Below are 26,116 nucleotides of genomic sequence, written 5' to 3' on the forward strand. Positions count from 1 at the left end.
GGGCAGCCGCAAGCAAAAGGCCGCGATTAAACGTTCAATCGGTTGGCCGAAGGCACAGGCCAGGCGGCTGGACGTGCACCTGGAGGTCCACTCGGTCGAGGAGCGGACCGCTCAGCTTCGCGAAGTAGGTGCGGACGCATCAACACGCTGCAGGTGCACTCGAGCCCCTTGCCCCACCCGTTGCCGCACGCGCACGGGTTCGCGGCGAGGACGAGCTGGAAGCGGGCCGGAAAGGTCACCGTCTGCTGGGCTCGAGCGATCGAGACCGTGCCCCGCTCGAGCGGAGTCCGCAGCGCCTGGAGGACCGCCTTGTCGAACTCCGGAGTCTCCTCGCACGATTCGTGTACCACCGCGCAGGACATAACGGCCATAAGCCAACAAGCGCCCGATACATCCGTCATACTCCTGATTAGTGGTCGAGACGCACCCATCAAGGCGGGGGATCCATGTCCGATCTAGCAAACAACCGCATCTGGAGCCGATTTTGGCTCTTTCTCGGCCTCCTCGTGCTGCTCGGGAGCGCGATCGCCTCACTCCAGTTCCTCCCGTTCCCATCGATTGGACAGGCGGAACCTCCAATAACAACAACCTCTCCAGGGGCCGTCGTCATTCATGATCCCTGCATCAGAGCCGCATTGCGCGCCAGGGAGGCCTTCGACAAGGTCATTATCGATGCCCATGCTCCGTTTGAGATCCGCATTCCGAAAGACATGCTATCGAGTTGCAAACGCGTCAAGCCATCGCACGTATCCCTATTCCCAACAACCGGGACGTCCGTACGCCGTCTCGTTGTGGATGGAAACGAGTCCTTCCTTATCGATGCTCCAGTCCCCGCACCCTATCGTCTCATCATTGAAACCGGGCTTGTGGGACGAGGTGTTAAAGTGCCCATAACTTTTGAAGGCGATCTCGTTTCATCGAATAATGTGGCAGAAGACCGAGTCGCCGACCAACTCGACTCGGCTCTGAGCGACATCGGTCGGTTGTTACCCGTCGGAACACGAGCCGAAGTCGGAGAGCCCTTGGATCCCAAGATCGAACTGCACTTCCGTAAGGCAAGCGTGAAAGGTACCCCCTTCACATACGAGATTGAGGCGTGTGCCGAACCTCAAGGCCACGCCACAGGTGAAAGAAAGTGCGCGTCCGCCACTTCAAGCACCGAACGAACGCTCGACCTCAAATTACCCTTCGTCATGACACCCGACACTGCCGGCGACAGTCACGCGGTGGTCACCGTCACCGCGAAGACAAAACTGGGCGAACAACAGATAACGCGAATCGCCACTGCAGACTACGGGCCCTATCCCGCCACCTATCCCCCGTCAATGTGGGACAAGGTCGCTGAGGGAAGGCTCCAATCGGCGGTAGTCATCTTCGGCGCTCTCAGTACTCTCTACGGGGCGTCGAGCAAAGTTCGCGCGTTCGTCTCGCGTGGATTCAGCGCTGTGTTTCGTCGGCGCAAACCCGTCAATGATGGTCGCCTGAACGCCTCTGAAAGGCAGGCAGATGACGATCTCCCGAACAACATAGACTGACACGTGTCTGTCGCGCGTCTATTGCTTGAGCCCTTGGTACCACCTTGTGCGGGAGCGCATCCCCCTCGGAGCCACTGGCCGCAGAGACACCGCCCGGCCAACTGACCGCCATGGTGAGGACGCTGATGGACCCAAGGCAAATCCATGCCACGCCTGACCCAACGTCGCTTCCTTGGTGGCAGTACCTGTATCTGTTGCTTGTCGTGCCTGCACTCTCAGGGGTGGCCGCATGGTTCACCACGAAGGCGGGGCCGGAACACACGGACAGGACGCGTGCTCAGGACCGTGAGAATCAACTCAAGGACACTTGGCGAGACCAGCGCCTTGAGGCGCACAGTGAAGGGCACGCGGCCTTGAACAATGCCGCAACCCAGTTGAACGTCCTACTGATTGAACTGCAGTTGCCGCATCCAGACCTTGAGCATGCGCGAAAGCTGCCTGAGGGTCTTCACCCGATAGGCGACCGCATGATGAGTGCTGGCGCCTCCATTACCCTACTAGGCTCAAATCGTGCATGGAAAACATACAACAAGCGCGGCGAAGATTCGACAAAGCCTTCGACTGCTTCATGATTGCAGTCATAGACAATACGAATGCCACCCAGCGACCGCCGAAAGCCCGCCCCAGGCGTGCTCACTCGCTCTTGCGGTTGCGCTTGCGCCAGCCGCTGTCGGTCTGCCGGACGAAGCCGTCGGACTCCAGGCGTGCCAGTGCGGCACGGACGATGAGGGGCGCCACGGTCGTGACCCGCACGATCGTGTCGAGGTCTACCCCGGCGCGGAAGGGGACGGCGTCGAGCACCATCGCGTCTGTCGGATCGAGCCGGTCCCGGTCCAGCACGACGCCTCGGGGTGGCTCGCAGGCATCGACGCCGAGCTCGCCCACGAGGTCGATGATCTCGTCAGCGGTGGTCACGAGCACCGCCTTGCCGTCGCGGATCTCCTGGTGGCACCCGGACGAGGTCATCGAGGTGACTGGTCCCGGCACGGCCCCGACCGGTCGACCCAGGGTCGTCGCGTGCGTCACCGTGTTGCGCGACCCGGAACGGAGATCGGCCTCGACGACGATCGTGCCGCGGGTCAAGGCCGCGATGAGCCGGTTGCGTGACAGGAAGCGGCTGCGCATCGGTGCTGACCCGGGCGCCACCTCGGACACGACGATGCCCGTGCTGGCGATGCGCTCCAGCAGGTCGCGATGAACCGCCGGGTAGGGACGCTCCACTCCCCCGGCCACCACTGCGATCGTTGGGGCCTCAACAGCGAGCGCGCCCCGGTGAGCTGCGCCGTCGATGCCGATCGCTGCGCCGGACACGACCGTCCACCCCCGATGCGCGACGCCGGCTGCCAGGTCCGCAGCGAGCTGTTCGCCGTACCGTGTCGAGGTCCGCGAACCGACGATCGCGACCGAGCGCTCGACGGTCTGGGCAAGGTCGAGCGGCCCACGCACCCAGAGGCACCAGGGCGGCATGCCGAGATCACCGAGACTCGCCGGCCACTCGTCATCGCCGGGGATCAGGAGCCGTGCCCCCACCTTCGTGGCCACGTCCAGGTCCCGGTCCGGGTCCAGCACCGCGACACGTGGCGCGTACCGCTGAAGCTTGCCCTCACCCCGTCTGATGAGCTCGAGCGCCTCGACGGCGCCGACACTCTGCACCAAGGAGTCGACGAGCTTGTCGCACGGCTCCGCCACCCGCGACAGTCCCGCCCGGGCGATTCGCTCGGGGTGCATCGGGAGGGGGCTCACGAGCGATACCCACCCAGGCAACGCCCACGAGGCGCCGCGGCACGCGCCGCAGCGAAGCGAGGCGCCAACCAGCACGCCCGCGTCTTCTTCATGCCGCCACCCCCGAGCCGTGCCGCAGCGACAGGGCGAGGTCGACCTGCTCCCGTGCGGGGCGCTGCAGCCCGAACAGGTCAGCGATGGTCCATGAGCACCGGAGCGTGCGGTCGTACCCGCGCAGGCTGAGCGCACCGGTCTCCAGCGCCCGGTCGAGACGTGAGGTCGCAGCCGAGGGCAGCCGCCACGTCGCGCCGCGCAGGACCGAGCCCGGCACGTCGGCGTTGAGCAGGGAGCGCAGCCCGACCTCCTCCGCGAGGTCCCGCCATCGGACGGACTGCGCCTGGCGGGCGGCCGCCACCCGGGCGGCCACCGCCGAGGTCGGCTCACCAGGCGGCTGGCCCGCCATCGACAGGCCAGGCGGCTGGACGTGCACCTGCAGGTCTACTCGGTCGAGGAGCGGACCGCTCAGCTTGGCGAAGTAGGTGCGACGCATCAGCGGGCTGCAGGTGCACTCGAGCCCCTTGCCCCACCCGTTGCCACACGGGCATGGGTTCGCGGCGAGGACGAGCTGGAAGCGGGCCGGAAAGGTCACCGTCTGCTGGGCTCGAGCGATCGAGACGGAGCCCCGCTCGAGGGGAGTCCGCAAGGCCTGTAGGACCGCCTTGTCGAACTCCGGAGTCTCGTCGAGGAAGAGCACTCCGCGGTGGGCCTGGGTGATGGCTCCGGGCCGGATCTGTCCGCTGCCGCCGCCGATGACCGCGACCTGGGACGCGCCGTGATGGGGCGCCACGAACGGCGGCCGCGTGATGAGCTGGACCTCTCCGCCGCTCGACCCGAGCACCCCGAGGATGGAGTGGATCGCCGTGACCTCCATCGACTCGGACCCTTCGAGGGACGGCAGGAGGCCAGGCAGCCGCTCGGCAAGCATCGTCTTGCCGGCACCCGGCGGACCCGCCATGAGCAGGTGATGTCCACCCGCCGCCGCGATCTCGAGGGCCAGCTTCGCCTCGGACTGCCCGACGACCTCGGACAGGTCGGGCGCCGGTCCGGCGTCACTCGAGGCCGAGACCGGCACCGGAACCTCCTCGACCGGCCGGCCTTTGGCAAGGTCGTCATAGCGCCGGACGAGCTCGGCCACCTCGGCGACCGGGTGGACGCGGACACCGGACACGAGCCGGGCCTCGGCCGCGTTGCGCACGGGGACGACCACGTGCCGCACTCCAGCCTGCGCGGCCGCATGGACGAGCGGCAGCACCCCGCGCACCGGTCGCACCGTGCCGTCGAGTCCGACCTCGCCGATGTGCACGACCTCTCGGACCACGCGATCGGGGACGATGTCCATGGCGCTCGCCACGGCAACGAAGATGCCGAGATCGAACCCGACTCCGACCTTGCGCTCCCCGGCCGGCGAAAGGTTCACCGTGACGCGCCGCTGGGTGACCGGCATACGCTCGATGAGAGAGGCTGCCGCCTTGATGCGGTCCGAGGACTGCGCGACCGCGGAGTCGCCGAGCCCGCTGATCGCGAACCCGGGCAGACCCGCCGTCACATGCGCCTCGACGTCGACGACGAAACCGTGCACCCCGCGCAGCCCGACCGACCGCGTGCGCCCGAGGCCCATCAGCACGCACCCCGAATGTGCTCGAGCCGGGCTCGGCCCCGACGTGGTCGCAGGATCGAGATCACGTCGATGCGCAGCTCGGCGCCAGGCGCGAGACCGGGGTGGTCGTCACGCCACAGCCCAGCAAGACGTCGCAGCCGTCGTCGCTTGCTCCACGTCACGGCCTCGAAGGGCGCGCCGAACGCCTCGGAGCTGCGGGTCTTCACCTCGCACACGACGAGGCAGCGCCCGTCCAGCGCGACGATGTCGACCTCCCCGCGGGCGCAGCGCCAGTTGCGGTCGAGGATCGTGCAGCCCTGCGAGAGCAGGTAGCGGCAGGCGAGGCGCTCACCGTATTCACCGAGCGCGCGAGCTGAGAAGTCCATGCCCCCAGCCTCGGCGCCGGCCGGGTCCGGGGCCTACCCCGTAGGCCCGGGCTGTGGACGACGGACCACCCCGGTCAGGGGATGTGGACGACCCGCCACCCAGCGGGCGTCAGCCGAAGTCGCCGCCCTCGGGGACCTTGATGTCCGGCTTGGGCAGCTCCTCGATGTTGACGTCCTTGAACGTCACGACACGGACGTTCTTGACGAAGCGAGCCGGCCGGTAGATGTCCCACACCCACGCGTCGGCCATCGTCACGTCGAAGAAGACCTCGCCGCCGTCGGTGCGGACCTTCACGTCGACCGAGTTGGCGAGATAGAAGCGTCGCTCGGTCTCGACCACATGGGTGAATAGGCCGACGACGTCGCGGTACTCCTTGTAGAGCTGAAGCTCCATCTCGGTCTCGTACTTCTCGAGATCTTCCGAACTCACGTCTTGCCGTTCCTCACTGCTCAGCTGCCGTCATGATCACCGGCGTGACGGGAGAGTACGCCTCGGTCATCTCATTCAACACCCCATCAAGGCCCTCTTCGTAGACACCGGGCAGACGCCACGAGCGCCGGTGCAGCTCGCACGGACCAAGCCGGGCCAGCGCATCCATGTGCTCCGGCGCGGCATACCCCTTGTTGAGGCTCCAGCCGTATGCCGGGTGGTCCCCGGCGAGGGCGACCATCATCGTGTCGCGCTCGACCTTGGCCAGCACGCTCGCCGCAGCGACCGAGGAGCACTTCATGTCGGCCTTGATCATCGTGGTCACCGGGGGCGTCGAGGGAACGGAGCCGTCGGCGAAGGCGAGCAGCCCGACCTCGGTCGGCGCGGTGAGCCAGTCGTGGTTGCCGTCGAGGATCACGAGGTCGGGCACGAGGTCGAGCGAGGCCAGCGCGCGTATCCCGGCCAGGCGCAGCGCGGCCATGATGCCGATCTCGTCGATCTCGTCCGGACCGGCGTGCCCGACGGCATACGCCACGGCCCAGCGCTGGATGCGCGGCACGAGCCCCTGACGGGCCTTCTCCGTGAGCAGCTTGGAGTCCTTGACCCCCATCGGGGCCGACCGGACGCTCTCGTCGATGACGACCACGCCGACGCTGACCGGTCCGGCCAGGGCACCGCGGCCGACCTCGTCCATGCCGGCCAGAAGGCGATGGCCGTCGCGTTGCAGGGCGCGCTCGACGCGCAGCGACGGCTTCTTGGACGGGGCGGGGCGAGGAGTCATCGGACCTCCGTCAGCCCGCGGCGACCTTCGTCGCCGAGGCGGTCTGCTTGCCGCTCGGCGAGGGCGTGACCGACCCGGAGGTCTTCGGGGTCGGAGTGGTGGCCGGGTCGGGCACGCTCGCAAAGGTGCGCTCGGGCACGCCCAGCCAGGTCACGTGGTCGATCGGCCACACGACGAACAGGGCTCGGCCCACGATCTTGTCGATCGGCACGGATCCGTTGGTGCCGTTGTTGCCGGGCTCGTCGTGCCAGCGGCTGTCGGACGAGTCGGAGCGGTGGTCGCCCATGACCCACACCTTGCCCGGAGGCACGATGATGTCGAAAGCCTTGCCCTCGCTCGGCGCGTCGCCCGGCTTGATGTAGGGCTCGGTGATCTCGACGCCGTTGACCTTGATCTTGCCGGTGCCGCCGTCGGCCTGGACGTGGTCGCCCGGCAGACCGATGACTCGCTTGATGAGGTGGTTCTCGGAGTCCTCCGGCAGCAGGCCGACGAAGACGAGCGCGTTGTGGAAGGGCCCGCCGACGTCGCTGTGCTCGTTGTCGACGCCCGACAGCCACGGCGTCGGGGTGCCGGGGTCCTCGAAGACCACGACGTCGCCGCGCCGTAGGTCGAACGGACCGGGGGTCAGCTTGCTGACGATGACCCGGTCGTCCTTGACGAGGGTGTTCTCCATCGACCCGGAGGGGATGTAGAACGCCTGGAAGAGCCAGGTCTTGACGATGAACGACAGGGCCATCGCGAGCCCGACGACGATGACGATCTCCTTGAGACCGGCCAGGACCGCGGAGCCGAAGCTCCGCGGCGGCTCCGGCTCGAAATCCTCCTCGAAGTCGTCGTCGTCCATGTCGTCAGCCGAGCGCCCGCGGGTCGGGTCTTCAGGGCGTCCGGTGTACTGCGACATCACTCACCATTTCGGGGGACGGAGGCAATCTGTCCTTGGTCGACGGATCCCAGCCGACCGAGCGGCCAGTATCGCACCCAAACCTTGCCGATGATGTCCTCCTCCGGAACCATGCCACCGCCCGGGTCGCCGAGGTGGGCACGGGAGTCCGACGAGAGCACGCGGTTGTCGCCCATGACCCAGAAGCGGCCGGCGGGGACGACGACGTCGAAGGTCATCACGCTCCCCCTGACCCCTGGCGCGAGGTACGGCTCGGTGACCGCCACGCCGTTGATCTCGAGCCGGCCGTCAACAGTGCAGCAGCGCACGCGGTCGCCCGGAAGCCCGATGATGCGCTTGACGTAGTCGGTCGGCTGGCCCTTGCCGAAGACGCTCTGGACCGCATCGACAACGGTCTGGACGACGCCGCGCTCGGGCGCCTTCAGGTTGAACGCCTGGGAGGCGTCGAACACGATGATGTCGCCCCGCTGGAGATCCTCGGGCGAGGTGGTGCGCTCGACGAGGATGCGGTCGCCGACGAGCAGCGTCTGCTCCATCGACGAGCTGGGGATGCCGAAGGGCGTGACGAAGAAGGCCCGGACGACGACGACGGCCAGCAGGAACAGGATGGGGCCGAGCAGCCACCGGTGCCGCCTGGCCGCGGCGCGCACCCGGGACGACGAAGGCGCGGTGGCCTCCGTCTCTGGGGTCGGTTCGGCACTCATGCCGAAGCGACCGGGACGGGAGCCACCGCGCCTCGCGTGGTCAACGAACGCCAGTCGGGCGTCAGCTGTTGGTGGACTCGGACTTGGCCGGGACCGTCTCGCGCTTCTCGCGGATCTTGGCCGCCTTGCCGCGCAGGCCACGCAGGTAGTACAGCTTCGCGCGGCGGACGTCACCGCGGGTCACGACCTCGATCTTGTCGATGATCGGGGTGTGCAGCGGGAAGGTGCGCTCGACGCCGACGCCGAACGAGATCTTGCGGACGGTGAACGTCTCGCCGATGCCACCGCCGTGACGACGGATCACGACGCCCTGGAAGACCTGGACGCGGGAGCGGGTGCCCTCGACGACCTTGACGTGGACCTTCAGCGTGTCGCCGGCGCGGAACGCGGGGATGTCGTCGCGCAGCGACGCGGCGTTGAGCTCGTCGAACGTGTGCATGATGCTTCACTTTCTTCAGGTGCCACAGGTCACCTCGACTGTCTCGTCATAGGCGCGCCCGTCGGGCCGCGTGGGTCACCGTCGCGCTCGAGGCGCGGTGGTATCCCGACTCCCCCTGTGGCAGGGGCCGTCGTGTGCCGGACGCAAGGATCAAGTCTGCCAGAGCGGGCGGCATACCTGAAATCGGCGGGACGCCGTCCCCGCCACGCGCCGCATACTGTGTCGCCGTGGACGTCTCCCCCGGCTGGCCCGTCGCCATCGCCCTGGTGCTGCTGCTCAGCGTCACTGTGGTCGCCGACCGCCTCGGCCGCATCCCGCTCGACCGTCAGGTCGTCGTGGCCGGGCTGCGCGCGATCCTTCAGCTGTCACTGGTCGCCCTCGTCATCACTGCGGTGGTCGGCTCGATCTGGCTCTCGCTCCTCGCCGTCTGCGTGATGTTCGCGATGGCGGTCATGACGACAGCACGACGCGTCGGCGCTGCGCGCGCCTGGCCGTGGGCGGCCGCCTCGATGGCGTGCGGGGTCCTGCCAGTAGTGGCGATCGTCATCGCGACCGGCGCGGTCCCGTTCGTGGGCGTCGCCCTGATCCCGATCGCCGGCATCATCATCGGCAACACCATGACCGTCCACACCCTGGTCGGCCGCCGGACGTTCTCGGCGCTGCGCGAGGAGCACGGCCAGTACGAGGCAGCGCTGTCCCTCGGCATGACCTCTGCCCAGTCGATCGACGAGATCATCGCACGACGCGTTCCGGAGGGGATCATCCCCAGCCTCGACCAGGTGCGCACCTCAGGCCTCGTGACTCTCCCGGGCGCCTTCATCGGCGTGATGCTCGGCGGCGGAAGCGCCATCCAGGCCGCCACCGCACAGGTGCTCGTGCTCTTCGCGATCATGGCCACCCAGGCAATCACCGCCGGCGTTCAGGCAAGCCTGATCCGGCAGCGCCGCATGCTCCCGGACGACCTCCGGGTGGCCCTCGTGTCGTAGACGTGGCCTATGCCCGCCGGCGCTTGACCAGCGTCACGGCGCCCGGGATGGGTGGCACGGCGTCCCGCACGAGGCGGTACCCGGCCTTCCGGTACATCCGCAGGTTGTCCGCGCTCTTGGCCCCGGTGTTGAGCGAGAACGTCCGTATGCCGTCCGGCGCGGTCGACTCGGCATGCTCGAGAAGGCGCCGGCCCAGGCCCTGACCTTGCAGGTCCGGAACGACGCAGAGCCGCCCGATGAACCAGTCGTCGTCGTCGCGCGACGTGCGCACGGCGCCGACAAGCCGACCCGCCTTTCGCGCCACCCAGGTCTGCGTCGTGCGCAGCGACTCCGTCACGTCGTCGAGCGACTCGGTCAGGGCCGGGATCGCCAGCGTGTCGTTGGCGAGCGCCTCCTGCACCCAGCACGCTCGCATGAGCACATGCAGCTCCGGGGCGTCGCCCGCCGTCGCGGCGGCGATCTCGACCTCCGTGTCCCCATGCGACGCGTGCAGCAGGTCGGGGCGACGCGCCGCCGTCCGCGAGAGGCGCTGACTGTGGCGCCAGGCTGCGATCGCCGCGTGGTTGCCCGAGAGCAGGACCGCTGGCACGTCCCGGCCGTTCCAGGACCTCGGCTTGGTGTAGATCGGGTACTCGAGCAGCCCGTCCTCGTGGGACTCCTCGACGAGCGACTCGGCGTTGCCGATCACTCCGGGGATGAGCCGACCGACGGCCTCGACCATCGCCAGCACGGCGACCTCGCCGCCGTTGAGGACGTAGTCGCCGAGGCTGACGACGGACACCTCGAGTCCCAGGTCCTCGCGCGCATGCTGGTAGACCCGCTCGTCGATGCCTTCGTAGCGACCGCACGCAAACGCCAGCCACGACTCGGAAGCAAGCTCGCGCGCGAGCACCTGTGTGAACGGCACGCCGCCGGGGCCGGGGACCACGAGACGGGGCTTTGACTCCGAACCGCGTTGCGCGACAACGTGTTCGAGTGCCTCCGACCACGGCTGAGGCTTCATGACCATCCCGGCGCCACCACCGAACGGCGTGTCGTCCACGGTCCGATGCCGGTCGTGGGTGAAGTCGCGGAGGTCGTGCACATGGACGTCGAGCAGGCCATCCTCGCGGGCCTTGCCGATCAGCGAAAGATCAAGTGGCGCAAGGTAGTCGGGGAAGATCGACACGACATCGATGCGCATCGCCGGGACCGGAGCCGTTGGTGTCACTCGTTTCCCTCGCGATAGAGATCGAACAGCCCTGGTGGGGGGTCGACCACGACGTGGTCGTTCGCGACGGTCGGGACGATCCGCTTGACGAACGGGACGTAGGCCGTGACCCCGTCGGTCAGGGTCAGCACCAGGCGGTCCTGCGCGGTCCCGATCTCCAGGCCGCTGACGGTGCCGATCCGCTCGCCGTGAACGTCTCGAACCTCGAGCCCGACGAGGTCCTCCTCGTAGTACCCCTCGTCCTCGATCGGCGCCGCGTCGACGAGGACGAGCCGCGTGCCGCGCAGGCTCTCCGCGCCGGTGCGGTCGGGGATCTCCTCGAAGGACAGCAGCCAGATCCCCCGGTGGACGCGAGTGGAGGCGATGGTGAGCGACCGGGGCACACCCGATCCCGGCACGGCCTCGGTGGCCAGCACGGTGCCGACCGCGAAGCGCCCTTCGGGGTCGTCGGTGTGCAGCTGGACGGTGACCTCTCCACGCAGACCGTGGGGCTTGCCGATGCGGGCGAGGACGACGTTCATGCCGGGAATCCTCTCAGGTCGATGTCCTTTTCACGCGGTGTGGCGCGCACACTCACAGCCCGGCCCAGCTGCATACGGCAACCCGGCGCGACGGCATACCGGGGCCCTGGCTTCACCCGTCCGGGGGACGACGAAGGGGCGTCCCGGAATATCCGGAACGCCCCTTTCGTGAGGTCGCGGCGACGCTCAGCGCACGCGGTCGGTGTCGACGATGTCGACCCGGACGTTCGAGTTGCCCGCCAGGGCGCCGACGACGGTGCGCAGCGCGCTCGCCGTACGGCCGGAACGCCCGATGACGCGGCCGAGGTCATCCGGGTGCACCCGGACCTCGAGCAGCTCACCGCGGCGCAGCTCCTTGCGACGCACGACGACATCCTCGTCGTGGTCGACGATGCCCTTGACGAGGTGCTCGAGCGCCTCCTCGAGCATGCTCAGGCCTCGGCCCCGGCGTCGGCGGTCGGCGCGGTCTCCGCCGGAGCGGCCTCAGCCTCGGCAGCGGGAGCCTCGTCCTTGGCGGCGGCCTTCTTGGCCGGGCGGCGCTTCGACGCGCCGTCGGAGTCCTCGGACTTGCCGCCAGCGGCGGCGACGGCAGCCTCGTACAGGTCCTTCTTCGACGTCTTCGGCTCCTTGGTCTGGAGCTTGCCCTCGTCGACGACCTTGAGCAGCGCGGCGACGGCCTCGGTCGGCTGCGCACCCTGGCTCAGCCAGTACTTGGCGCGGTCCATGTCGATCTCGATGAGCGACGGCTGCTCGGTCGGGTGGTACTTGCCGATCTCCTCGATCGCGCGACCATCGCGCTTGGTGCGCGAGTCCATGACGACGACGCGGTAGAACGGTGCACGGATCTTGCCCATGCGCTTCAGACGAATCTTGACGGCCACGTTTGTGGTGTCTCCTGTTTCTGTGTTGTGAGCACGGCGAGACCGGTGGGGAACACGCGGGGTGCCGGGGCTCGGTGTAGGCGTCCGGTCCTGCCGAGAGGGTGCGCGGCCGGACGGGTACAGCCGTCCATTGTGCCAGACCTGCGAGGATGCTCCGAACCGGCGACACCGCTGGGCTCGAGCCGGCGCTCAGCGCTGGAACGCCGCACGCACGGCCAGGGCGTGCCGGGTGACGTCCCGCTTGCTGACGTCGGTCTCGGAGTCGAAGACCGGCACCGAGGTCGGGTCGAACGCGGCCCGGGCGAGTCCCATCCGCAGCTCGGGTCCGGTGAGACGGCACTCGACGACGCCGCCGATCGGCGAGGAGCGCAGCAGCTCGAACAGCGTCGCCGGCTCGGGCACCGTGGCCGCCGAGTAGAGCGGAAGGCCGAGCTCCAGCGCGAGGGCTCTGGCGAGGCCGAAGCTGCCGTAGCCGGGGGCTCCCTTGACCACGCAGGCGATGCGCTTGTGGCCGTGGGTCTGGTACGGCGCCGCCGGCCAGTCGGACGAGAGCATCGTGTAGCGGTCGTGGTCACGCCAGCCGCGACGGCCGTCGATCCCAGGAAGGAAGAGGAAGTCGCGCGAGAAGCCTTCGTGCGCGAAGCCGAGCGACCGGACCAGACCGGCAGAGCGGGTGTTGGCGGGCTGGATGTTCGCCTCGATCCGGTGCAGGCCCATGCCCTGAGGCGGGTCCGCGAAGACGATGTCGAGGGTGAGCGACAGCCCCTCCACGAAAAGGCCCCGGCCGGCATACGGGTCGTAGGCGTCATAGCCCACGGTGGCGCTGCGGAACGCGCCCTCGACGACGTTCGCGACGTTGATCCGGCCGACCAGGCCGTGACTCCCCTCGGCGTCCCGCGCGTGCACCAGGAACGTGCGGTAGACGGGCGACTGGTTCTGCAGGACGATCCGGAAGTTGTGCGGGTCCGGGATCGCGAATGCCGACAGCCGGCGCGTCGACATGGTCACGGCCTCGACGTATGCCGCCCCGTCCGCCGCCGTGGGTGGGCGCACCTCGACGCTCTCCCCCACCGCCGTCATGGGCGGGTCGGCCGGCAGCGGTTCGCCGGACCGCTGCTCAGAGGACAACGCGACCTCGCAGGACCACTCCCTTGGGGTCGGCCACGACCGTGATGTCGTCGCGCGGGTCGGCGCCGTAGACCACGAGGTCGGCGTCGGCACCCTCGACCAGCCCGGGGCGACCGAGCCATTCGCGGGCCCCCCACGTCGCCGCCGACAGCACCTCGCCGGCGCTGAGGCCGGCCTTGGTGAGCTCGACCATCTCCTGCGCGACCAGCCCGTGCGGGAGGCTCCCACCCGCGTCCGTCCCGACGTAGATCGCGATGCCTGCCTCGTGCGCCGCCCCGATCGTGTCGTAGCGCCGCTCGAAGAGGTCGATCATGTGCCGATGGTAGGCGGGGAACTTCTCCTGCGCCGGGGCCGCGAATGCGGGGAAGCCGGCGATGTTGACGAGGGTCGGGACGATCGCGATGCCCTGCGCTGCAATGGTGTCGATGGAGTCCTGCTGGAGGCCGGTGGCGTGCTCGATGCAGTCGATACCCGCCGCGGCGAGGTCACGGAGCGACTCCTCGCCGAAGCAGTGGGCCGTGACTCGGACGCCCTCCTCGTGGGCGGCTGCGACCGCATCGGCAACGGCCTGCCGGGACCAGCTGGGCGCGAGATCCCCAACATCTCGGTCGATCCAGTCGCCGACCAGCTTCACCCACCCGTCGCCGTGATGCGCCTCGACCCTGACGTGCTGGACGAGCTCGCCCTCCTCGACCTCGTGGGCGTAGTTGCGCAGGTAGCGCCGGGTGCGGGCGATGTGGCGTCCGGCCCGGATGATCTTCGGGAGGTCGTCACGCGCGTCCACCCAGCGAGTGTCGCCAGGCTGTCCCGCGTCACGGATCAGGAGCGTCCCGCGGTCGCGGTCCGCGAGCGCCTGACGCTCGGCCTCGTCACGCGGCACCTCGCCCTCCGGGCCCAGCCCCACGTGGCAGTGTGCGTCCACCAGACCGGGCAGCGCCCAGCCTTCGAGTGTCTCGATGTCAGCGCCGCTGCGTGGGCGCGTGAAGGTCACCCTTCCGTCGACGATCCACAGCTCGTCGGCAACATCGTCGGGTCCGACGAGCACCTGACCTCGGACATGGAGCACGGGTGCACTCATGTCCTCGACCCTAGCTGCCGGCCCGCCCCAGGATCGTGAGGATCTGCGACCAGTACGGCAGCAGCGTGCCGTGGTGGCCGGCGCCTTCGCGGACGACAAGGGTCGACGTGGGCAGCCGCTCGTGCAGCCACCGCCCGTGCGCGATCGGCACCATCCGGTCGTGGTCGCCGTACCAGAGCCACACCGGGGCGACGACCGACGCGAGGTCGAAGTCCCAGCCGACCGCGAACGCGACGGTGTCGCGCGAGACGCCGCGGTAGGACGGCACACCCGGCCGGCCTCCCGGCATCCACGGCTCGAGGATCTCCGGGGAGACGAACGACCCCGGCCGGTGGCCGCTGTGCCGCAGGTGGCTGTCGGACATCCAGGCGTATGCCGCGTGGGTCGGGTGGCTGTGTGGTGGCCGGTCGGGCGTGGCGTGGTCCCCGTCCGGCGGTGCGAGAGTCGCGTCGCCGTCGGGTCGCGCCACGGTCGCCGGTACGTCGCGCAGCTGCTGGGCGGCACCTGCTGCGCCAGCGGCTCCCGACGCCAGCGCCGCGTCGTTGAGCTCGACCGCGCCGTCGACGTCGCCGTCGAGGGCCATGCGGATCGCCGGGTCGTCGATGGCCGCCTCATCGAGCTCGAGCACGGGTCCGATCCCGGCGACGACCCCGACGGCGGTCACCGCCTCCGGGTGCGTGGCTGCCGTTGCCAAGGCGTACGGGCCTCCCCCGGACGCGCCGAGGCAGGCGAACCGCTCGATCCCCAGCTCGGCAGCGACGTCGACCGCATCCTGCGCGACTGAGCTCAGCGTCGTCGAGACATCGCCGGAGCCGCCGTACCCGGGTCGTGAGAACGCCAGCAGCCGCACCCCGGCCCGATGAGCGGCCCCGTCGCCGAGGGCTGCCTGGAGCCGCCCGGCCGGAGTGCCGTGGAAGTAGAGAACGGGAGAACCAGTCGGGTCGCCCCCGTGCCATGTGTCGACCCGACGGCCGTCCGGCAGGCGCACCTGCCCGAGGCCTTTCGTCGTGACCACGGATCGAGCGTATTGCGCCGGCATGCCCGCAGGTAGGGCGCGCGCCGGGCCGATCTGCGACTCGATCACCGGCAATGTCCTGTCTGTCCTGACATGTCCGCCCGCACCGGGCATCGTCGCCTCGCCCGGCGTCGACGGGCGCGCCGACGGCTGGGCGCGAAGCGGGGCGCGTCGACGGGGCGCGTCGACGGGGCGCGTCGACGGGGCGTCGACGGCTCAGCCGCGGAGCAGGCGAGGGACCGCGAAGACGTCGACCAGGGCCCGGCCACGCAGGACCGTGATCTCCATGGACCGGTCGATCGCCTCGTCCAGCAGGATCCGCTGGAGAGACTGGGCATCCGAGAGCCCCTTGCCGTCGGCGGCGACGACGACGTCCCCTCGCATCAGCCCGGCCAGCTCGGCCGGGCTGCCGGGGACGACCTCGACGATACGCAGCGCCGTCCGCCGCCCCAGGCGAGCCGCGATGTCGTCGGAGACGGGCACGGGCGCTGTGACGAGGCCGAGGTAGGCGCGCCGCACGTGACCGTCCTCGACGAGCGACTCGATGATCCTGCGGGTGGTGGTGTTGATCGGGACCGCGAGGCCCAGGCCGACGCCCGCGACCGCCGTGTTGATTCCTATGACTCGCGCCCGCGAGTCCGCCAGCGCTCCACCGGAGTTGCCGGGGTTGAGTGCCGCGTCGGTCTGGATGACGTCCTCGACGAAGCGCGACGTCGCACCGGACCGGGTCGGCAACGACCGACCCAACGCGCTGACCACACCGGCGGTCACGCTGCCCTCGAGGCCGAGCGGGTTGCCGATCGCGACCACCACATGCCCGACCTTGAGCCGGTCGGCGTCGCCGTACTCCGGTGGCGACCTGAGGGACTCCTCGGACCGCACCACGGCGAGGTCCGACAGCGGGTCCGACCCGACGAGGTGCACCCGGACGGAGGTGCCGTCCGCGAAGTGTGCGGTGCCTCGGTCCACGCCCTCGACGACGTGAGCGTTCGTGAGCATCAGTCCGTCAGCGCTCAGGACCACGGCCGAACCGCCACCCTCGGCCGTCCCACCGCGGACCGTGCGGCTGACCCGAAGGCTCGCCACGACGGGGGTGAGCCGCTCGGCGACAGTGCTGACGGTTCGCGAGTAGGCGTCCAAGGCGTCGTCGCCCGAGCTGTGCGCCGCCGGTGGCATCTGGAAGACGGCCATGCGTGCTCCTGCTGTCTGACCGCGACCGGATCGCGGTGCGTCTCACCAATCCAGCGAACGAGACGCAGCCACCATTCCCACCACCGCCCCCAGTTCGCCCGAGGCGAACACGAGCAGCCGGCTCTCCATAGCTTGCGATCCCCGGTGCGCCGTCGCACGACCGGCCCGCCGCCCGAACGGACGATCTCACGTGGGATGCCACGGTCGAGCAGGACTCAGACCTGGCCGCGGCTCGGGTCATCGTGGTCGGCGTGACACCGGGCTCGTTCAGGACCGACCGCAGCACGTGGTGCGCCGAGTCGAGGCTGCCCATCGCCGGGCGAACGAGTCCGGCTCCAGACCTGAAGTCCGGGCCACCCAACGCTTTCATCACTGCGATGGGGCGCGTGACCCGGCGCTCGGCATGGCACCCAGGGCCATGAGCCGACGACTCATCCACATCGCGTCTCATGTCGCGATCGGTCCTGGCCGGGCAGCACCGATAACGAGATGAAAGGCGACGTGAGCCTTTGGTCCGCCGGGAGGCGCTCTGCGACTCGGGTGGTTTCCTCGGCCGACATCGCGAGATGTCGGCCGAGGTCCCGGTCTGATGGGCGTGTGCAGCCCACGAAGTTCAGACCAGGGCCTTGGAATGAGCCGCTAGGGGTCTATGCCACTTCGATATTCACCGTAAGGTATGTGTTTCGGAACGGGTCTGGCGAGCAGCATGGTATTCAGCGTCTGGTTGTACACATCGCGAGCGGCAATGTAAACACTGTCGGGCACGCCAGTTGTGACGTTCCACTGACGACTGACCCGAAACGTGTCCTTGACCTCCTGGTAGGACAGCTCGTCAGAGCTCGAAACACGCGTGATCAGCTCATTGTCCGGCTCCTCGAGGTTGGCCATGCTGATGACTTCGCCCACCGGGGCGTAGATGTTCGCAAAGCTTGCTGAAAATCCAACTGGCCACGGTGGGTTGAATCGTCTCTGCATCCTCCCGCAGACCCGCATTATTGTACTGCCCACTTTGAGATGGGTAGCCATCTTGGCTGCATGCAGCCAGTCGAGAAACCCATACGAACGATCATCTGCGTGCTCAAGCGGAGTAGCCACCGATGAAAGCGTCCCGGTGCCGCGTACGACCACCGTCGGAATGGTCCGATCCGCGAGCACGCGGGCAAAGTCGTCGGGTGTCGCCCTCATGAACGTGACCGGCACTCTGTCGATAGACCGATAATGGCCTACCAACGACGCGGCATCGGACTCGTAGAACTCATAGTCGTCACGCGGATCCTGTACCAAGCTGGGAACGAAAGGCATCATTATCGCAACCTTTGCGCCCGGCTCGTCCTCGACGCTGAACTGTCCACGCGCCTTCATGAATTCTCTGTTACGAAGCACCTTCTTGTATGCTTGATGGTCCCTCATCGGCGCTGCCTACTTGCGGCGAACGGCAGTATCGCCGAAGCTCCCCCTGCCACAAACGCACCCCCTTAGCTACTTCCTTCATGTACACGTTGGTGAGTATTGCTCTCTGCACTCTGGCTACTGCGCCGCCTGGCTAGGACGGCAACCATTGGCGCGACCGTAACATGACGCTATGCTGCTTGTGGGGCATTTGCGGATAAGCGTTTGGCGCCTGAGACCCAGTCAGACACTCCTGCGATACGCCGAGACAAGCTCGTGACGGTCGCGCTTCCCAGCTGTCCCTGCGCCCTGAGAAGCATGCGTCCACCGCTCACCCGCCGGCCGCGCGGGGGGCCGCACGACGGTCATGCCCAAATGCCTGGCTGTCGCCATTTGTCCTTCGACGTCTGAATCAGCGCATTAGACGGTTTTGGACGCGCTTGAGTGGACCTTTCTGGCTTGTCTGGGGACTTGTACCGCAAAAGGTGCCACGTTGCGCATTCCAGTGTGACGCTTTGCACTCTCGCCCTACGTTCGGGTCGGAGGTTGCTTCTCACGTGGAGCACTTCCGTGGTTGGGGGCATTACCCGTCTGGGTGCGGTGACGTGGGCCGAGTGGTGGTCTTTCATCCGGCGCCGGGACCGGTCAGCATGCACACAGCTCAAGGGAGGGAATCATGCGGATGCGGGCGGCGATGGTGGCACTGCTGGCCGGCTCAGCGGTCGTGCTCCAACCTCTGGCAACGCCGGCCGAGGCGGCGGCTCCGGCCTTCGTACAGGCTCGAGCCAACGAGGTGACCAGCGGCCGCACCAACAGCCTCGCCTTCAGCAACGCCAATCAGGCAGGCGATCTCATCGTCGTGACAGTCGTGTGGAACAACAGCGGTGCTGTGACGGTCGCCGACACCCGCGGCAATGCGTACGTGAGCGCCGGTGTCCGCACCGGCTGGAACAACTCGTGGAGCCAACAGACCTTCTATGCCAAGAACGTAGCCGCCGGCGCCAACACCGTCACAGCGACGTTCGCTACGGCGATCAGCCAGTGGGGGACGCTCTACCTCACCGAGTACAGCGGTGTGGACAAGGTCAATCCGCTCGATGTCCAACGCTCGTCAACCGGAACCACGGCAGCGATGAGCTCCGGCGCGGTCACGACGACGACCACGGGCGATCTCCTCTATGCGGCTGGCGCGTCCAAGGGAGCGGTGACGGCCGCAGGGCCGGGATGGACGACCCGTTCGACCGGGTTCGGGAACCGCACGCAGGACCAGCTTGCTGGCGCGGCTGGTGCCTACACCGCGACCGGCACGCAGGACAGCAACCGGTGGGTCATGCAGGTCGTCGCGTTCCGCCCCGACACCGGACCGTCGGACTCGACGCCACCGACCGTGCCGACCGGCCTCAGCGCAAACGCGTTCTCGACCACCCAGGTCAACCTCAGCTGGGTCGGCTCGATCGATAACGTCGGTGTCGCCGGGTATCGCGTCTACCGCAACGGCTCGGCCGTCGGGACATCGACCGGGACAGCGTTCCAGGACACCGGCCTCAACCCGGCCACCACGTACACCTATCGCGTCACCGCGTTCGACGCTGCCGGGAACGAGTCCGTCCAGTCGGCGAGCGCTGATGCCACGACGCAGTCAGCGCCTCCGGACACGACGCCGCCGAGCGTCTCGATCACGGCGCCGGCGACGGCGGCGACCGTGAGCGCCAGCATCGCGGTCACCGCCGCGGCGACCGACACCGTCGGGGTGTCAGGCGTCCAGTTCCTGCTCGACGGTCAGGCGCTCGGCGTCGAAGACCTGGCGTCGCCGTACCAGATCACCTGGGACACGACCGCGGCGACGAACGGCTCGCACAGCCTGACCGCACGCGCACGCGACGCGGCGGGCAACACGGCCACGTCCGCTCCGGTTGCCGTGACCGTGTCGAACACGACGCCGCAACCCGGTGCGGTCCTTGCGGGCTACGCCTTCGACGAGGGAAGTGGCACGCTGGCGGCGGACGCCTCGGGCAGGGGTCTCACGGGCACGCTCACCGGCGGTGCCACCTGGGGAGCCGGCAAGTACGGTTCGGCGCTCCTGCTGAACGGCCAGAACCAGTACGTGGCCCTCGGCAACCCGCCCGCGCTGCGGCTCACCGGCAGCATGACCGTGAGCGCGTGGATCAACTCATCGAGCTTCCCGGCAGACGACGCGGCGGTCGTGTCCCGACGGGGATCGATCGGCATGCAGCTCGACACGACGATCGACCGTGGACCGCGCACCATCGGGTTCAAGCTCACCAATGCGGCCGGCAACGACATGTTCCGGTACGGCGCCACCGCGATGCTGGCGGGAACCTGGTACCACATCGCCGGGGTCTACAACGCGGCGACGTCGTCGCTCGACGTATACCTCAACGGCGTACTCGACAACGGGGCGCTCGTGGGCACGGTCACGAGCACCCAGCAGAACTCGCCCGACGACGTCCTCATCGGTCGCCGCGCCGGCGGCGGCTTCGAGTTCCTCGGGAGCCTTGACGACGTGCGCATCTACGACCGTGCGCTCACACCGTCCGAGATCCGCGCCGACATGAACACGCCGCTGGCGGGCGGCGCACCGACCGACCCGAACCCGCCGACGGTGTCGATCAGCGCCCCGGCCGCGGGCGCCCAGGTCAGCGACATCGTGACGGTGACGGCGAGTGCCGCGGACGACGTGGGCGTCCGCGGTGTGCGGTTCTTCGTCGACGGGCAGTCGGTCGGTGCGGAGGACACCGAGGCTCCTTACGGCTTCGACTGGGACACCAGGAACGCCTCGAACGGCGCCCACACGTTGACGGCGATGGCGACTGACGTCGGAGGCAACTCGACCACGTCGGCCGCGGTCCCCGTCAATGTGACGAACGCCAACCGCTTCCAGAACGATGTGCTCGCGACGGGCTTCAACCTGCCGACGACGATGCAGTTCCTGCCCGACGGTCGCCTGCTCGTTGCCGAGCTGGCGGGTCGCATCGAGGTCCTCTCATCCCCATATCTGCAGCCGGACTCGACCGCCTTCCTGCAGCTGACGAACATCGGATCGGCCGGCGTGCAGCAGGGCATCTATGACATCGCCCTCGATCCCGACTTCGCGACGAACCGCTTCTACTACGTCTTCTACACGTTGGGCTCGCCGAACCGCGACCGGCTGTCGAGGTTCACCGCCAACGCCTCGGTGACCGGCACCGTTGCCGGAAGCGAGACGGTGCTGTACCAGGACCCGACGACCGCCAATGCCGAGCACCACGGCGGGGCGATCATGTTCGGCAACGACGGCAAGCTGTACTTCACCACCGGCGAGCACTTCGACGCCAGCGCGGCGCAGGCGCTGAACAACCCGCGCGGGAAGATCCACCGGATCAACAAGGACGGGTCCGTGCCGACGGACGACCCGTTCTACGACGGAGCTGGTCCGAACTGGGACTCGATCTGGGCGTACGGGCTGCGCAACCCGTGGCATGGCTATGTCGACCCTCCGACCGGGCGCATGTACATCGGTGACGTCGGAGGCAACGACTACTCCACCGCCAAGGAGGAGATCAACATCGGGAAGGCGGGCGCGAACTACGGGTGGCCCAACTCCGAGGGACCGTGTTCGGGCCAGTGCACCAGTCCGCTGTACTACTGGGCGCACAACGGTCGGGACTCCGCCGTCGTGGGCGGATTCGTCTACCACGGAACCCAGTTCCCGGCCGGCTACCAGGGGAGCTACTTCTTCGCGGACTACACGCAGAACTGGATCAAGCGGCTCACGGTCGACGCCAGCGGCAACCTCACCGGCGTGTTCAACTTCGAGCCCGCCGACGGCTCGACCGACGGTCCGTACGGCGACATCGTCGACCTGGAGGAGGGGCCCGACGGAGCCCTGTACTACCTGGACCTGGGCTACTCCGACATCGGCGCGACGTATGGACTGAGCAAGCTGCGGCGCATCCGCTACCAGACCGCCAACCTCTCACCCATCGCGGTGGCCGCGGCCACCCCGACCAGCGGCCCTGCTCCGCTCGACGTGTCGTTCTCGAGCGCCGGATCCAGTGATCCCGAGAACACTCCGCTGATCTACTCATGGACGTTCGGCGACAACACGACGTCGACCGAGGCCAATCCGACGCACCGATACTCGACAGCGGGTCAGTACACGGCACGGCTCACCGTCTCCGACGGTGTCAGTGCGACCAGCGCCACTCCGATCACGATCAGCGCCGGCAACGTGCCCACGCCCACCATCCTGACCCCCACCGACGGCTCGACCTTCGTGGCCGGTGACGTGATCTCCTACAGCGGAAGCGCCACCGACACCGAGGACGGGACGCTCCCAGCGAGCGCGTTCACCTGGAACATCGACTTCCTGCACGAGGGGCACGTCCATCCCGGTACGCCGATCGTCGGCGTCAAGAGCGGGACGTTCACCATCCCCACCGCGGGCCACGACTTCAGCGGCAACACGCGGTACCGCATCACCCTTACGGTGGTCGACTCGAGCGGCCTGTCGTCGTCGCGGTCGGTGACGGTGTTCCCGCGCAAGGTGAACCTCTCGTTCGCCAGTCAGCCCTCAGGGCGAACGCTGTACCTCGACGGGATCGCCCACACCGCACCCTTCGTGTATGACACGCTGATCGGCTTCCACCACAACATCGAGGCTCGGAACGAGTCCGTGAACGGCACCAGCTACACGTTCGCGTCGTGGTCCGATGGTGGCGCGCAGCAGCACGACATCGTCGTGCCCGCGACCGACGCCACGTACACGGCCACGTTCGCCGCGACCACCCCGCCCGCAACTCCGGCATTCGTGCAGGTGAACAGCGCCACGCCGCAGTCGAACCAGAGCACCGTCACCGTTCAGTACACGGCCGTCCAGACCGCTGGCAACACGAACGTCGTTGCCATCGGGTGGAACAGTGCGACCGGGACGATCTCATCGGTGACCGACAGCGCGGGCAACACCTACCTGGTCGCGGCGCCGATCCAGCGCGGGACCAACCTGAGCCAGTCGATCTACTACGCCAGGAACGTCCGAGCGGCGGTGTCGAACACCGTCATGGTCACCTTCTCCAGCGCTGTGCCCTATGCCGACGTGCGCGCCGCCGAGTACAGCGGGCTCGACCAGACGAACCCGTTCGACGCCGCTGCGTCGGGCAGCGGCAGCTCCGCCACGGCCTCCAGCGGGACCCTCACGACCAGTAGCGCCCGCGAGATGGTCGTCGGCGCCGGCACGACATCGGGAGAGTTCACGGGGTCCTCGACCGGCTTCACCACGCGTGTGATCACGGTGCCCGATGCCGATATCCTCGCCGATCGCGCCGTGACGTCGGCCGGACCCTACAGTGCGGACGGGTCGCTGAGGGGCAGCTCGAACTGGGTGATGCAGGCGATCTCGCTCCGCGCGGCGGGGCAATGACGAGCGAGCAGGGCGGTTGAGCGGCCGCTTCGTCGAGCGTGGCCGGGCGGCATAGACACCCGAACGTCCCTCAGTCCGTCTGCATAGAGACCAATTAGGAGCATCAGAGATGCGTGTTAGAATCGGTTCAGGTGCCGGCGGCTCGAGGATGCGCTGGCACCGGCACCACCAGCACGCAGAAGTGCCCGGAAGGCAGAGCGAGATGATCCGTTTCCGGTACCGGTCCGCCGGGCCAGGCACCTCCATGGTCCACACCGATATCTGCCCGTCGGGCGGCCAGCCGATCCAGGCCTCGGTCTTGATCGGTCGAGTCCGCAACGGCACCTCCCGCTTCGTCAACTGCCAGCGGTGTGGCGGCGCGGGAGGGCTCGTCCGTCCCTGAGGCCCCTAAGGTCCGAGTACGCCGCTTGTCATCGGCATCTAAGCGTGCTCTATCCCGCGCCTGTGCTAGCGTCCATCGCGTGGCCCGCCCCTATGGAGACCCGGTAGAGATCGTGACCGCACCGATCCCCGCGCAGTCGCCGTTCATTCCGGGCGACTCGAAGATCGTCGTCGGGGCTGTGGCCCCGGCCTCCCCGGACCCGATCCCGATCGTCCTGCTCCCTGGTTTCGAGTACCGGCTGCGCGAGTGGAGGCACCCGGACACCCATGAGATCCACTGGCGCCTCGAGCGGAGGAAGGCTGCACAGCGTGGGGAAGACGACGAGTAGACGCACGCGGTAGCGCCTGGACTGTTCGAGAGCGAGTGCCGCTCCGACCGACGCACGGGCTGCCGCTTGTTTGACCGAGCCCGAAAAAGGGTACGTCAGCACCTCATCCAGGCCCTGGCCGCGAGGAGAATGATGAACCCTCAGACCAAACGGCGTCTCGAACGACTCATCCAGCGCATGAACTCCGAGGCGGCGAACCATGCTGCCATCGTCGAGCAGATCTCGTTCTACGAGCAGGGCCAGATGGCCCGCGAGGTCGAGCGCGCTCGACATGAGGCCCGAATGGGCGAGCTCTGGGCGCAGTTCGACCACCTCACCATGTGGTCCGCAGCGGTCTAGGCAGTCACGTCTCACGCCTCCTCAGCGATGGGCGAGGATCCGCAGCTGGAGCATCGCCGCGAACCGCTGCTCCGGATCGGCAAGGTCGAGCCCGCTGACCTCCTCGAGCCGGCGCAGCCGGTAGCGCAGCGTGTTGGGGTGGATGAAGAGTGCGGCGGAGGCGGCCCGGACGTCGCCGAGCGTGTCGAGCCACGCCTCGAGGGTGTCGGTGAGGTCCGCGTCGTTGAGCTCGTCGTACGCCATGAGGCGCGCGACGGGACCAACCGGCTGTTCACCACGCGCGGCTGCGAGGTCACGAAGCTCGAGCAGCAGGGACTGGGCGTGGACGTCGGGAAGGCGAGCGACTCGCCGAGCCGCGTGGCCCTCGCGCAGGACCCGCAGCACCCGGGTCGCGGTCGCCCGCGACTCGGCCACGCCGCGTACGTCGTCGCCGACTCCACCGATGCCGACCACGATCGGCAGCCGACTCCCGACCCGCTCACAGAACTCCTCTGCCAGGCGGGCTGCGCGTTCCTCGGGCTCACTGCTGGCGACGACGGCGAGCAGGCCGTACGCGATGCCGCCGACCACGGCGACGGCCGAGTTGGGCATGGAAGCCGACAGATGCACGCTGAGCGCGTCGGCAACCCGCTCGAGGTTGCCGGTCCCACCACCGGTCTCACCGGCGGGCTGGGCGGGGCCGAGCGGGAGGCCGCCCGGGTGCTCGTCGCGCAGGGTCGCAGCGAGCACGACGACCTGCTTGCCTTCCAGGCCGAGCCGGCTCAGCGCGTCGCGTGCGCTGACACCGCCCTCGAGGGCGGTACTCACCAGGTCGGTGCGTAGGCGGCGCTGGACGTCGGCCCCGGCGCGCAGGCGCAACATGTGCAGTGCGACCAGCTTGGCGGAGTCCTGCAGCACTGCGCTTCGTTCGGGCGTCACCTCGCCGTCCATCGCCGCCCAGATGGAGCCCAGCACCTCGTCGCCGGCACGGACCGCGATCGCGACCCGCTGCTTGCTGACTGCCTCGGCCCCCAGGTCGGCCGGGTTGACCACGACGGGGCGGTGATCACGGTAGAGCTCCCTGAAGACGCCCAGCTCGGTGAGCAACTTCGCGTACCTCTCCGGCACCTGGCGACCGATGATCGTCTCGACCCGGGACGAGTCGGCCTCCTCCTGCCGGCCGGAGAAGGCGAGCACGCGTGAGCTGCGGTCCTCGATCGTGACCGGCGCGTCGAGCAGTGCACCCACGGCGTTGGCCACGGCGAACAGGTCGCCCGACGGCAGCCCGCCGATCGACTCGGCCTCGGCGGGCCCGATGTCGTCCTCCGCGAGGAGGGAGCGGAGCAGCGCGGTGAGCTGGCTCCACGTCGCGCCACGACGTAGGCCGAACAGGGCGAGCCCGGCTTCCCGCACTGCCGCGTCGAGCTCTGGGCTCATCGCCACCGGCGCACGGACGATCAGGCCCACAGCGCCCTGACGTCCGGCGTTGCGGACCAGGTCCGGCAATGCCGCGGATCGTACGCCGACACCGAGCACGAGCGCCGCCGGCGGCTGCACCGGCTCGTCGTCCGGGTCGTGGATGACGATGCCGCCGATCTCGCCGTCGTGCGCCGGGTCGCCCGCAACGAGCTCCAGAAATGAGTCTCCGAGGTCGTGGAGGACCCGTCCCAGGTTCGCACGGGGGCGCTGCTTCACCGACCCAGGATATGGCCCGT

General features: G+C 68.5%; 23 protein-coding genes and 1 pseudogene. 5 read left to right on the forward strand and 19 right to left on the reverse strand.

Annotated elements, in window-relative coordinates; genetic code table 11:
• Nucleotides 1-64 precede the first annotated feature (64 nt).
• Nucleotides 65-332, reverse strand: a pseudogene (locus ACWEOW_RS07195) (ATP-binding protein); the annotation flags it as partial.
• A gap of 114 nt (nt 333-446) precedes the next feature.
• On the opposite strand from ACWEOW_RS07195, the gene ACWEOW_RS07200 reads away from it, so the two are divergent.
• Nucleotides 447-1,535 carry a hypothetical protein gene (locus ACWEOW_RS07200; RefSeq protein WP_452268494.1) on the forward strand — a complete coding sequence of 363 codons (1,089 nt, stop codon included), beginning with the start codon at nt 447-449 and terminating at the stop codon, nt 1,533-1,535.
• A 633-nt stretch (nt 1,536-2,168) separates the two neighbouring features.
• Here ACWEOW_RS07200 and dprA read toward each other — a convergent pair.
• From dprA to rplS, 8 genes are all read right to left on the reverse strand, one after another.
• Nucleotides 2,169-3,278, reverse strand: coding sequence for a DNA-processing protein DprA (dprA, locus tag ACWEOW_RS07205; RefSeq protein ID WP_452268495.1), 1,110 nt, complete (start codon nt 3,276-3,278; stop codon nt 2,169-2,171).
• Between the two features lie 88 nt (nt 3,279-3,366).
• Complete coding sequence (locus tag ACWEOW_RS07210) at nt 3,367-4,935, reverse strand: YifB family Mg chelatase-like AAA ATPase (protein ID WP_452268496.1); 1,569 nt, start codon at nt 4,933-4,935, stop codon at nt 3,367-3,369.
• Complete coding sequence (locus ACWEOW_RS07215) at nt 4,935-5,300, reverse strand: YraN family protein (protein ID WP_452268497.1); 366 nt, start codon at nt 5,298-5,300, stop codon at nt 4,935-4,937. The genes ACWEOW_RS07210 and ACWEOW_RS07215 overlap by 1 nt, the downstream gene beginning before the upstream one ends.
• Nucleotides 5,301-5,409: 109 nt before the next feature.
• A complete protein-coding gene (locus ACWEOW_RS07220; RefSeq protein ID WP_452268498.1) occupies nt 5,410-5,730 on the reverse strand; it encodes a DUF2469 domain-containing protein in 321 nt (106 codons plus the stop codon).
• 13 nt (nt 5,731-5,743) lie between these two features.
• The gene (locus ACWEOW_RS07225) at nt 5,744-6,511 is read right to left on the reverse strand and encodes a ribonuclease HII (protein ID WP_452268499.1); all 768 of its coding nucleotides are present in this window, start codon (nt 6,509-6,511) and stop codon (nt 5,744-5,746) included.
• A 10-nt stretch (nt 6,512-6,521) separates the two neighbouring features.
• Nucleotides 6,522-7,412, reverse strand: coding sequence for a signal peptidase I (gene lepB, locus ACWEOW_RS07230; RefSeq protein WP_452268500.1), 891 nt, complete (start codon nt 7,410-7,412; stop codon nt 6,522-6,524).
• Nucleotides 7,412-8,116, reverse strand: coding sequence for a signal peptidase I (lepB, locus tag ACWEOW_RS07235; protein WP_452268501.1), 705 nt, complete (start codon nt 8,114-8,116; stop codon nt 7,412-7,414). Before lepB (ACWEOW_RS07235) ends, lepB (ACWEOW_RS07230) begins: the two co-directional genes overlap by 1 nt.
• Before the next feature lie 61 nt (nt 8,117-8,177).
• Nucleotides 8,178-8,555, reverse strand: coding sequence for a 50S ribosomal protein L19 (gene rplS, locus ACWEOW_RS07240; RefSeq protein ID WP_452268502.1), 378 nt, complete (start codon nt 8,553-8,555; stop codon nt 8,178-8,180).
• A 227-nt stretch (nt 8,556-8,782) separates the two neighbouring features.
• Here rplS and ACWEOW_RS07245 point away from each other — a divergent pair, with 227 nt between their 5' ends.
• Nucleotides 8,783-9,541 carry an ABC transporter permease gene (locus tag ACWEOW_RS07245; RefSeq protein ID WP_452268503.1) on the forward strand — a complete coding sequence of 253 codons (759 nt, stop codon included), beginning with the start codon at nt 8,783-8,785 and terminating at the stop codon, nt 9,539-9,541.
• Nucleotides 9,542-9,548: 7 nt separating this feature from the next.
• Here the strand turns inward: ACWEOW_RS07245 and trmD are convergent, their stop codons facing one another.
• The 9 genes from trmD to ACWEOW_RS07290 all read right to left on the reverse strand — a co-directional run bounded on the left by trmD (nt 9,549) and on the right by ACWEOW_RS07290 (nt 17,975).
• Entirely contained in the window at nt 9,549-10,724 is a 1,176-nt protein-coding gene (gene trmD / locus ACWEOW_RS07250; RefSeq protein ID WP_452268504.1) for a tRNA (guanosine(37)-N1)-methyltransferase TrmD, read from the reverse strand.
• A 23-nt stretch (nt 10,725-10,747) separates the two neighbouring features.
• Nucleotides 10,748-11,272: a ribosome maturation factor RimM gene (gene rimM / locus ACWEOW_RS07255; RefSeq protein WP_452268505.1), complete on the reverse strand. Its 525-nt coding sequence runs from the start codon at nt 11,270-11,272 to the stop codon at nt 10,748-10,750.
• 186 nt (nt 11,273-11,458) lie between these two features.
• Entirely contained in the window at nt 11,459-11,701 is a 243-nt protein-coding gene (locus ACWEOW_RS07260) for an RNA-binding protein (protein WP_045191668.1), read from the reverse strand.
• A 2-nt stretch (nt 11,702-11,703) separates the two neighbouring features.
• The gene (gene rpsP / locus ACWEOW_RS07265) at nt 11,704-12,153 is read right to left on the reverse strand and encodes a 30S ribosomal protein S16 (RefSeq protein WP_452268506.1); all 450 of its coding nucleotides are present in this window, start codon (nt 12,151-12,153) and stop codon (nt 11,704-11,706) included.
• Nucleotides 12,154-12,342: 189 nt separating this feature from the next.
• Nucleotides 12,343-13,281, reverse strand: coding sequence for a GNAT family N-acetyltransferase (locus ACWEOW_RS07270; protein ID WP_452268507.1), 939 nt, complete (start codon nt 13,279-13,281; stop codon nt 12,343-12,345).
• Nucleotides 13,271-14,359, reverse strand: a complete 1,089-nt coding sequence (locus ACWEOW_RS07275) for an amidohydrolase family protein (RefSeq protein ID WP_452268508.1) — start codon at nt 14,357-14,359, stop codon at nt 13,271-13,273. The genes ACWEOW_RS07270 and ACWEOW_RS07275 overlap by 11 nt, the downstream gene beginning before the upstream one ends.
• Nucleotides 14,360-14,369: 10 nt before the next feature.
• Nucleotides 14,370-15,374, reverse strand: a complete 1,005-nt coding sequence (locus ACWEOW_RS07280) for an alpha/beta hydrolase (RefSeq protein WP_452268509.1) — start codon at nt 15,372-15,374, stop codon at nt 14,370-14,372.
• A gap of 216 nt (nt 15,375-15,590) precedes the next feature.
• Nucleotides 15,591-16,565 carry a S1C family serine protease gene (locus ACWEOW_RS07285; RefSeq protein ID WP_452268510.1) on the reverse strand — a complete coding sequence of 325 codons (975 nt, stop codon included), beginning with the start codon at nt 16,563-16,565 and terminating at the stop codon, nt 15,591-15,593.
• Between the two features lie 639 nt (nt 16,566-17,204).
• Nucleotides 17,205-17,975, reverse strand: coding sequence for a hypothetical protein (locus tag ACWEOW_RS07290; RefSeq protein ID WP_452268511.1), 771 nt, complete (start codon nt 17,973-17,975; stop codon nt 17,205-17,207).
• Nucleotides 17,976-18,630: 655 nt separating this feature from the next.
• Between ACWEOW_RS07290 and ACWEOW_RS07295 the strand changes: the two genes are divergently transcribed.
• The 3 genes from ACWEOW_RS07295 to ACWEOW_RS07305 all read left to right on the forward strand — a co-directional run bounded on the left by ACWEOW_RS07295 (nt 18,631) and on the right by ACWEOW_RS07305 (nt 24,422).
• Nucleotides 18,631-23,373 carry a PQQ-dependent sugar dehydrogenase gene (locus ACWEOW_RS07295; RefSeq protein ID WP_452268512.1) on the forward strand — a complete coding sequence of 1,581 codons (4,743 nt, stop codon included), beginning with the start codon at nt 18,631-18,633 and terminating at the stop codon, nt 23,371-23,373.
• A gap of 461 nt (nt 23,374-23,834) precedes the next feature.
• Entirely contained in the window at nt 23,835-24,083 is a 249-nt protein-coding gene (locus ACWEOW_RS07300) for a hypothetical protein (protein WP_452268513.1), read from the forward strand.
• Between the two features lie 132 nt (nt 24,084-24,215).
• A complete protein-coding gene (locus ACWEOW_RS07305; protein WP_452268514.1) occupies nt 24,216-24,422 on the forward strand; it encodes a hypothetical protein in 207 nt (68 codons plus the stop codon).
• 21 nt (nt 24,423-24,443) lie between these two features.
• Here the strand turns inward: ACWEOW_RS07305 and ACWEOW_RS07310 are convergent, their stop codons facing one another.
• Nucleotides 24,444-26,096, reverse strand: coding sequence for a PucR family transcriptional regulator (locus tag ACWEOW_RS07310; RefSeq protein ID WP_452268515.1), 1,653 nt, complete (start codon nt 26,094-26,096; stop codon nt 24,444-24,446).
• Nucleotides 26,097-26,116: the final 20 nt, after the last annotated feature.

This window comes from Monashia sp. NPDC004114 (assembly GCF_053603855.1).